The 10,868-nt window shown below is 39.5% G+C and carries 4 protein-coding genes; 1 reads left to right on the top strand and 3 read right to left on the bottom strand.

Annotated features, from left to right (window positions below; translation table 11 throughout):
• Positions 1-110: 110 nt before the first annotated feature.
• A complete protein-coding gene (locus CWC11_RS23535) occupies positions 111-245 on the top strand; it encodes a hypothetical protein (RefSeq protein ID WP_283241011.1) in 135 nt (44 codons plus the stop codon).
• A 77-nt stretch (positions 246-322) separates the two neighbouring features.
• On the opposite strand, the gene CWC11_RS16780 is transcribed toward CWC11_RS23535, so the two are convergent.
• From CWC11_RS16780 to CWC11_RS16770, 3 genes are all read right to left on the bottom strand, one after another.
• The gene (locus tag CWC11_RS16780) at positions 323-3,283 is read right to left on the bottom strand and encodes a TonB-dependent receptor (RefSeq protein WP_138683589.1); all 2,961 of its coding nucleotides are present in this window, start codon (positions 3,281-3,283) and stop codon (positions 323-325) included.
• Between the two features lie 1,060 nt (positions 3,284-4,343).
• The gene (locus CWC11_RS16775) at positions 4,344-7,391 is read right to left on the bottom strand and encodes a TonB-dependent receptor (RefSeq protein WP_138683588.1); all 3,048 of its coding nucleotides are present in this window, start codon (positions 7,389-7,391) and stop codon (positions 4,344-4,346) included.
• A gap of 273 nt (positions 7,392-7,664) precedes the next feature.
• Entirely contained in the window at positions 7,665-10,400 is a 2,736-nt protein-coding gene (locus CWC11_RS16770; RefSeq protein WP_138683587.1) for a poly(beta-D-mannuronate) lyase, read from the bottom strand.
• Positions 10,401-10,868: the final 468 nt, after the last annotated feature.

Raw genomic sequence — 10,868 nt, 5'->3', positions numbered from 1 at the left:
TTATCGCCTATTTATGGGGAGTAACCACACTTCACAGGCTCTGCCTTGCCTAAAAACCAAACATGCAGCTGCACAAATTCAACCATCAAAGATCGACACGCCCTGCTAATATGAGCGACTTTATTACGCTTAATGTAGGCCACAGTGCAATGCGCTACAACCAACAAGTAATACAACACACCATTTATTTTTTACAAACTGGCGTATTTATGCCAATCACTAATGTATTACCTTTTAATAACTAAATGAAGCACAAAAAAAAGCAAGCCATGCGGCTTGCTTTTACTGCCCGTACAGGCAACACACTCTCAATTTTTACTTTTTAAAAACGGTAACTAGCACCTAATGTTATACGACGGTCTGTTAGACCTTGGAAACACAATAATGCACTTTCGTTTACACAAGACTGGCTAATTTCAGACTCAGTAATGTTTACAGCTTCTAAGCCAATATTTAGCTGCTCATTCACATCGTAGCTAATACTTGCATTAAGCTGTCCACGGTCTTCTTGAACCACAGGGAAACCCCAAGGGAAGCTAGACGTACTACCAAAGTCATTTGAGCGGTAACCTTCGCGCCATGTATAACGCATACGCGCTGATAAACCATACTTTTCGTAGTATAGGGTAAAGTTATATGCGTTTTCAGATAGGTTTAATAACCCTTGAATTTCGCTTACTTCAATACCAGGTGTACCTGTGCTTGCTGCAAATACATTACTTGCTCTTGAAGTTGCTGTGTTTACTGTTTCACCACCCGAGAACTCTTGAATAGTGTAGTTAGCTAACACACCAAAGCCAGAGGCCCAACCTAAGTCTTTTTCAAAGCCTGCAAGGTCATACTGGAACGCAAACTCAATCCCTTTTTGGGTTGTTTCGCCGCTGTCGTTAACTTTTGTTTCTGTACCAACACAAACACCACGGCCGTTTTCAGGGCCAAATACGTTAATGTCTGCAATTGGATTAAATATGCCGCCGCCTTCACATGGGTCTGTTAAATCGCGGTAACCTGTAACTGGGTCCTCTACTGGCGACGTTAACTGATTAACATGCAATTCTTTACGTGTTTTATGGAATATACCAACACTAAATACACTTGCTTCTGCAAAGTACCATTCTGCCGATAGGTCATACGACAACACTTCTTCAGGTTTTAATGCAGGGTTACCAAACTCAACTTCGTCATTAGGGCTGGTACTATAAGTAACAGAAGTAGATAAGTCATTGTAATCTGGACGGCGTATATCTTTACCTACACCAAAGCGTACAAGTACATCTTCTGATACATCAGCTACTAGGTTTAATCGTGGTAAAATAAAGTCATAGTCTGATTCATTAGTAATACGAGTTACAAGCTCATTACCACTGCCATCTTGTGTTATAGAGTTACCAGTAGACTCAACGTCTGTTTGGATGTAACGCACACCAAAGTTACCGCGAATCATTTCGTATTCAAAGTTAGCTTGCGCGTAAAATGCATGCGTAACTTCTTCTATATCAAAAAAGCCTGCAGAGCTTGATGTTGGCGCATTTAATGTTTTGCTTGAACCATGAGCAGTCATGGCGTTTTGTAATGTCGCAAGTACAGCATCAGGGTCTGATGCAACAAGCTCTGGGTCAATTAATAAAAAGTCAGCAATGTATAAAGAACGTCCATCTGCTTCATTAAAGTTATCTGGGCCTGCTACTAATAAATCTGCAAATAAATCACCTGTTGGGCTATCTGCCATTGTTCTTAGGCCAACGCTTGATGTAATTTCGTTTTGCTTACTTTGTGATTTACTGTAACGGTAACCAAAATCAACAGAAGTTATAATTGAATCTGTGTAATAAGTTGAGTCGATACGAAACGCATCTTCTGAGTTTTCAACCGTATCTTGACCAATATTTACATCACGCAGTACTACGTTTGCAGGGTCTAGTAATTGCTCAACCGTAGGTGCGTATTCTGCCCCTTCAGCAATACCAAAAGCGAGTGCACCCCCTGATAAGTCGTACTCAAATGGCACACTGTTATCATTGCCGCCACCAGCGTCTAGTGGCGCATTAGGGTTAATAAAGTTAAGCGTTGTATTAAAGCTAGGTGTGGTTGTGTCTGAAGATGATGATGCAATTTCAGCACTTACAAACCATTTATCACCTTGCCATTCACCACCTAATCTAAATATATCGCTGTCGGTAACACGCGAGTTTGTATCACTTGAAAAACGAAGATTTGGATCGTCATCATCGTTATCTAAATTTACAGGAATAACACCACGAAGCGCTGCTTGAATCGAACCCAAGTTAGTTCCGCCAAGTGAGCCTAAGTTAACAGTTTCAAAAGCGTCTGGAACAGAAATATCATTAAGAGCACTAACACCAGAAGCTTGAACACGTGAGCTTTCTTGACGACGCTCTTGATCATTTACCACCGCGTCAAAATAAAATTTAGTGTTATCGTTTGGTGCCCATTCAATAGTACCTACAAAGTTTTTAGTTTCGTATTCGTAGTTATCATAATCTTGAACAAAAAATTGAATTGGTAAATAGTCAAACGACTGTGCACTGGCTACACCACTATCAGAAGTAATAACGTTATCTCTATCTGCACGTGGACGAAATGCCGTTACATCTTGCTCTGCGTAGCTGCCACTTACCAGTACACCAAATTTACCATAATCATCAGTTTCCCAGTTATCAGCAAACGTACCAGAAAAACGAGGCTGTAAACCACTGTCTGTACTTAGGCTGCTATTTTCGCCTTGTACTCTAATAGTGGCTAATTGCTCTCCTAAATGAAGTGGACGAATTGTTTTAAGGTTGATTGTGCCACCCACAGAACCTTCAATGGTTTTAGCCTCTGGAGACTTGATAACTTCCAAACTTGATATAATTGATGCAGAAACATCTTCAAAGCTAATACCACTACGACCTGAGCCAGAGCCCACTGTAGATACCCCGTTTATTTCAGTACGGTTTGCATCTGTACCACGAATTTGTACACCGGTACCCACACCTGCTTGGCGTGTAATTTGTATACCAGTTACGTTTTCTAGAACTTCTGCTAAGTTTTGATCAGGTAGTTTACCAATATCTTCTGATTGGATAATTTCTACTAAGCTGTCTGCCGAACGCTTTTCAGCAAGGGCATTAGTTAATGATTGGCGGATCCCCGAAACTTCAATGACTTCAAGATCATCTTTTGCTTGTGGTTGAGCTTCTTGTGCCTGTGTTGACAAAGAAAAATTCAGTGCAGTGGCAGATATAACCGCCAGAGTAATTTTAGATAACTTATGACTCATAGTTTTTTTCCTGTGTGTGTGAAATGCTATGTTTAACTCGCTACGCTTATCTTTGGTAAAGCCTTTGTTTATTACAAATCATTAACTCAATATTTACACCAAATCACAAAAAGGTCAACCCGCTGGTAAGTTAGATTTTTTCATATTACGCCAAACCTAACTTACCAAATAAAACACAGGCGTTTTTAACAAAAGTAAGGGTAGGTCAAAAAACAATCTAAACACATGTTTTTAAATAAAAATTAGAAAGCTAAAAATATTTAATAGCCACTCGGGAAGGCTTAAACTCTTATTATTATTAGCCTTAAATAAAATCTAAAATAACTATAAAAATCTTTCTGCTCATTAAATAAATGCATAAAATTGGTTAACCAAGCTTGTGTATTATCATATAAATCTTTTTATATAACCTCTGTGCAGCTTAAAAATGTACCCTCTTCTGCCCTATGAAAATTTATATAAATTCTTCTTAGCAAAAAGCCATCATTAAAAATTTAAACGTTAAAAGCAGCGCTCATTCAAATAAGCACAGTGACCGTCTAGAATCCGCTTGAGATAGGTTTATTACCAAAATTTAGGGTGTTGAAAATAAAAGACTGTAAAACTTCACTGGTTTAAATCGAGAGTATTTAGGGCGTGTTGATCTTTGCGGATTGAAATTTGTTCAATCTAGGGGCGATTAAATCGCGGCGCGAGGTTTGTAACCTAGTGGGCTAAGTAAAAACCGAGCAACAAAGAGTTAATCGTCCCTAGAAAGAACCCAAAGGGCAGCGCATGTTTGGTATTTATGCTGCGTTATCGCCTATTTATGGGGAATAACCACACTACATAGGCTCTGCCTTGCCTAAAAACCAAACATACTGCTGCAAATTCACCCACCAAAGATCAATACGCCCTAGTAATTGTTTTACAGTGGGGATGCTCAAGCTTAAGTAATGGAGGATCAAAGTGATTTAGTATTGTGATTTACTTATAAGCGCGGTAGTTAAAACTAGTTTAAATTGCAGGCATTAAAAAAGGCGGTAAACCGCCTTTTTTAATTTTTTACTTTAGCTATTTACTAAAGCTTAAAACTCATACCTAAGAATAGGCGTGGGCCGTAATCATTCACTTCACCTAAGTTATCTTCCACAAAGAAATCTTGTGATTTAGGTGCACTGAACAAGTTAATTGCCTCAGCTTTGATTCTAAAGTGTTTATTAATTTTATACGATGCGCGCATTTCCCATACACCTACAGCATCAACATAACGTAAGCGTGTGCCATTGCTTGTATAAGGTTGGAAATACTCACTACGGTATTTGTAAATAACCGCAGTATCGAAGTCGCCAATTTGGTAGTAAAGTTGGCTGCTAAATACATGCTCAGAAAAACCTGGTACAGAGCCTGCTTCAACTATTCCCTGCGTTAATTGCGTTGTATTACCCTCTAAGTCAGTCGTGAACGTGTCGCCATAAAGACTGTCTTCAAACTCAAAGTCAGTATCTGCGAAGTTATAACCAAACTTTACACCAAGACCGTTGTCCCAACGGTATGAGAACGATGCTTCAAGGCCTACTATTTCGCTTTCATCGTCTGATGTAACAGAGTTAGTAATAGGCAGAGATACAGTTTCTCCATCTATTGTAAATTCTTCTAGAACAGTTTGTTTCTCAAAACCACCTTGAAACTGTTTATAATAAAGGCTTAGCGCTATAATCGAGTCATCATTAGGGTACCATTCAACTGCAGCATCATAGTTCCATGACATTAAAGGCTGGGTCGATGGGTTACCCGAACCATTAACACCAACTAATAAATCAGAAAGTGACGTAGCTGCACCATCTTCATTACTACTTGTTGAAAATTCACGGTTATAGCTTAAATCTGAAGGGTCAGCGCGAGACATACCACGGTAGATACCCGCGCGTATTAGTATATCTTCGCTGTAATCAACAACTAAGTTAAAGCTAGGTAGATATTTTGTATAGCTAGATCCACTTTCTATTTTATCAAGTGTTGTTGAATCTGATACTAGTTCAAGAAATCCTGTGTCTGCATCGGTGCCTACATAGTAATCTGCTCTGAAGCCAACTGATGTTACTTCAGTATCAACTATACGAAGACCAAAGTTACCACGAATAAACTTACCAAACATTTCTGTATCGTAGCTAGCCATTAAATAAGCAGAAGTTGTCTTTTCTGTTACATCAACAGTACCCGTATTTTGGTAATCTACGTCTGGGTAACCAAACTCACCATTGTAATCAGAATCTGTTAGTGCAACTGCTTGAGAAAAACATACATTGTCGTACGTCGCCCATGATGAACCTGTACCGCTAGTAAGTACATTACCGTCACTATCAACATTAGTTACAATATCGCCATCAGATACGCTTGATAAAAAGCCTGATTCAGGGAAGTCAATTTGACAACCTTGAAGAATCTCAAGTGCCGAATCATCACCAATAGTGTATTCAACTCTTGAGCCATTACCACCGTTTCCAGTACCACCAAATTGTATGAAAGAAAGCTCAGATGTTCTGATACCACCTTCAATTTTAGTGAACATGCCACTATCTAATTCATAATCAAAATCTAAGCGCGCTGATTTTATAACATTTTCGCGAACATTTTCGCGATCTAAACGTGTTCTTAAACTATCAGTAAAATTCGAAATATCTGTAACATCAAAATCAGTTAATGTGAAATGAGGAATTTCATCGCCCATATCCCATGTAAAATAGTTACGATCAGATGTTCTGCCACGGTTAGATATTTGCAGCTCTTCACGGTCTGTTTTTGAATATGCTAAATCAAGGCTCACTGTTAGTCGGTCTGTTACATTATGCTCAATGTTTAAACCGTAGCCTTGGTAATTCTCTTCGCGAGAAAATTGCTCACCCGATGATTCAATTCGCTCTTCACCTTCCCAATGTAAAATACCGCCTACATCGTTAGTAACAAGTGTCGGGCCTGTTACACCTGGCGTTGCACGTTTTTGTAAAAAGATTAGGTCATGACGTGCTTCTTTTTGTGTTCTGTCAGATATTTGCGTATCAAAGTTAATATCCCACTCAGCTGACGGTTGGTATTGCAGTGCAAAAAATACAGCGTCACGTTCATCTGATGTTTCGTTTTGACGGTAACTACGGCTACTTCCGGTCCAAGCATATGGAGTGCCATCACTTATTGCTTTACCTGTTTCAGGGTCTATCTCTGTATTGTAACCTTGGTTTTTGCCGCCACTAACTTGGTCTTCACAATCACCTGCACTACTGCGGTAAAAACCTTCATTTGTATTATTAGGATCATTTAAACATGCCCAAAGCGATGAACCCGATGGGCTTGAGCTTCTGTATTCTGCTTCTGGTTGGCTTATATCTTGGCGCTGTGCACCAAACGAAATACCTACTGCTTGGCCGTTATCAAACTCAAATTGATCAACATAGCTAAACGTACCGCGGTAGCCCATGTCACTTTGCAGTGAGTTATCTACATTACCTTCATCTGGGTTGTAGTTTAATTTTACTTCACCCGATACACGTTGTTTACCGAAATCCAGTGGTGTTACAGTTTCAAGTGCAATAACACCTGCTACACCGCCTTCAATCATTGATGCATCTTGCGTTTTATAAATTGCTACTTTTTTAACAAGCTCAGATGGGAATTGTGAAAAGTTAACTGAACGGTCACCACTACCATTGGTAGCTTCGCGGCCGTTAATGTGCGTTGCACTTAAAAACGGACCAAGACCACGAATAGTGATCTCTGTTGCACCGCCATTTTCACGGTGCGATGCAGCGCCCGTAATTGATTCTAGGGCTTCACCAATTGATAACGCAGGTAAATCGCCGATATCTTCTGATGATAGACCATCAACAACCGTAGTTGCTTCTCGCTTTATAGCTATTTGGTCTTGTATTGTTCTACGAGTACCGGTAACACTTATAATTTCTACATCTTCTTCAACTTCTGTCGTTTTTCCCTGCTCTTGTTGTGCACTTGCTGTAAATGCGCAAGAAGTGGCCATACCTGCTATGACTGCTGTTCTTACCCATTTAGCAACAGGCCTTAATGCAAACTGCCCTGTTATAGAATTATTATTCTTTATTGACTTCAACGACATGTTAATTCTCCGCTGGTTGTTGTTGTGTGATTTAAGTGTGTTAGCTTGTTATGCTTTTGTATATTTTATGTGTCCACCGACGTTAATATACTCAATCACTTGTATATGATCAACCAATTTGAGATTTTAATATTACCATAAGGTATACCAATTAAAGATAACCTGCATTACCGCCATGTCAGATAGGTTTAAACTGTTATTCATAAGTCTGTTAGTAAAGCACTAAAAGCAAAAAAGCCCCATATGGGGCTTTTTTGCTTTACTAGAAAGCTATTAATCGTTTTGAATTACCCATGTTGAGCCTGCGCCCACTTGGCTTGTCTGTATGTAATGAAGCCCTTTAGCGCCAGCAACAGCTTGCGCACCTGCTGGATCAGTTTCAATCAACGTACTTGCTACGGTAACGTACTCAAGCACCTCTTTATCATTTGCTGCTGGGTCTTGATCAATTGCGCCGTCGGTATCAAATGAGCCATTACCGTTAAGGTTTCTAATTGCAATCCAATCATCGCTGTCATCACCTGAAACTCGACTATCCATGTAACCAAAGTTATTACTAAATACTGAGCTATCTTGATTAATTAGATCGCAGTCGTATTCAAATGCATGGTCGCTATCTAGCCTATTTGGATAGAATAACCCCAAAGAAAACGCGCTTTCAGGAGTGGGGGCATCTTCTGCAGCTTCTTCACCTAGGCCATTAGCAATTAGGTTCCCGTTAAAGTTAATAACAAAGGCATTTTTAGTTAAGCCATATAAAACAGGGGCATTTTCTGCGGTTAATTCATCACAATCCCCTGTCGGTGCTTTAGAGCCAATCTCAGTACTAAATACGATGGGTTGCTGTGAGTTTAATACGGTGTTGTTTGTTACCGTTAATGTGAAATCACCCGCAGCGTCTAATACAGATTGGTTTCCAGAGTTTGGCACACCGCCATCGGCTTGAGAGAATGGGTTAGCTGTAAATACAATGCCACCCGCTTCTTTGTTGCCAGAGCGAATTCCCGCAATATAGTTATTACTGACAGTATGACCAAGCGGTGTCATCATCACGCCAGCTGGCCTATCACTTGAACTATCTATATTAGTGGTGCGAATAACTATATTGTCTGTAACTGCATTAAAGCCACCATCTTCAAGTGATATACCGCCATTAGCATTTACAATTGTATTGCCTTTTATAGTTGCACCAGAGGTTTGCACACGCATTAAACGACGACCCGTTACAAAATTTTCTACTCGGTTGTATTGAATAGTAAAGTTTGCGTCATCAGCGGCACCTGAGCCTGTTGTACTACCTGCATTAATTAAATATAAACTTGATTGTCCAAAGTTTGGATTGTTACTATCGCTAAATAAATTATATTGAATTACGTGTTCTGAACTTGAAGATGACATTTTTATCACAGAGCCTTTTTCGGCTACATTTCGATTAGAGAAGGTATTTCTCTCTACTAATGCACTTTGACCTTTTATCATCAGCCAATGATATTCAGAGTTATTAAGTGTATCTTCTTCTCCATCCATTATGTTGTGCGAAAAGGTAAAGTTATCGCCTTCTGAATAAATAACGGCAGTTTCCTCAGATTCACAAAACTCGCCTGCTTTTGTATCAATATTTTTAAATGTAAGGCCTTCTAAACCAGCGCCATCGACCCCACCAGCCACATGTACACATAATTCGCCGCTAATTACCGGCACTTGCCCTTCTACTGCTCGCAATGTCACTGCACTCGTGAGTAAAATCGCATCCATATCTGCGTATACACCGGTATTTAAACCGATAACAGAACCATCGGCTAATCCTGAACTAATAGCTCCTAATAATGCCTCAGGGTTGCTCACAGTTTGGGTGTAAATCACACTATCAAGTGATTGGGTTACTGTATTTGTAAAGCCATCATTATCGGTATAAGTAGCTGACACCGAGATAATAGCGCCTGCATAATTAGTTGGTGTAAATGTTTTGCTATTAGTATCTGTAATTTCAACACCGTCGGCGGACCATGCGTATGTTACGTTAGACTCTTCAATACCATTGTTATCTGTGATCTGTGCGCTTAGTTCATTACCCGCTAAGTAAGGAGCAACGCCCATAATCGCAATACTTCCCGCCTCATCAACAGCAACGGCTGAAACAGCAATCGTTTCTTCAGACATATTATCTTCAGAGAAACCATTATCGTCGGTATAAGTAACTTGAACGGTAAGTTTTTTACCTAGTAATGCGTCTTCAACTACGTAGGTAATTTGCGTTGCATTATTAATAGTTTCACCATCTGCAAACCACTGATAGGCGATAGTGCCTGTAGCCCCATCAGCATCATTAATTTGTGCTGTTAGTGTATTGCCAATTGTAGGTGTACCACTAATTGTTACTTCACCTTGTGTATTTGTTCTATCAACCGCTTGAGTGGGTAATGATGTTGGAGATTCTGAAAATCCGCGATCATCTTCAAATGTAGCGGAAACAGTAATCACACTTGCAAATTGCGCCTCAGTTAGCAAAAGCGTTGATAGTACTTCATCTGCAATTGCAATATCATCAGCAAACCATTGATAAACAACCGTGTCGCTATCAAAACCATTGTCATCTACAACACTTGCGGTCAATTGCGAGCCAACTAACGCATCACCAGAAATAGTCACACTTGCAGGAAACACCATGGCTGCCACATCAGCTGTCGGGTCGGTAATATGAGATTCGTTCACTCCACCATCATCTGTATATAGGCCCTGCGCTGTAATAGGTAAACCTATTTGCTCGTCGGTTAACATGAATGATGCGCTATTAGCACCAACAATGGCTTCTCCATCTGCATACCAATAATAAGTAACTTCGCCTGATATACCATCAGGATCGCTCACTGCTACGGTTAATGTTTGCCCACTTGTGGGGGTTCCTGTTAGAGCTATAGAGCCCAAGTTGTTGTCATTGTTGTTTGAATCTGTATCACAACCAACAATTGCTGCTGCAATAGCGCAAAGTGCGAAGTGTTTTAATTTCATGGTGGTTCTCTTTAAGCAAATTTATGGTTTAAATATTTGGCTAATTATTGTGTGTGTTACCAAATAACCCGAAAGTTGTTACCAACTAGTTTCTACTTTAAAACAAATTGTTAACCAACTTGGTAATATAACCATAACAAAATAACTTTTACCAGCAAGTTGACCAATTAATTTACAATAAGAGAGCACTTAATTAACCAGTGTAATTTTTATTTAGTGGTCAAATTTCCATCTTTTCAAAAATTTATAATTCAATGTGCTCACTTACGTATTTAACCTGAACTCTGGTTAAGAGGTTTACTAACGTATTGAGTCAAAAGTAATATTTATGCTTATTCTCTCTAGCCAGAGATTTCCAGTGAAAACAAGGCGAAATTACGCGTCAATAGCTAGCCTATTGCAAGTGAATTCAACGCAGTTAGCGCTGAAAATAACTGCTTGAGATAGATTTATTATCCAGAGTTCAGG

The organism is Pseudoalteromonas sp. S3178, from assembly GCF_005886985.1.
In the GTDB taxonomy this organism is placed as follows: Bacteria; Pseudomonadota; Gammaproteobacteria; order Enterobacterales; family Alteromonadaceae; genus Pseudoalteromonas; species Pseudoalteromonas carrageenovora.
The sequence above is the reverse complement of the archived record's forward strand: the minus strand, read 5'-3'. Positions and strand labels throughout refer to the sequence as shown.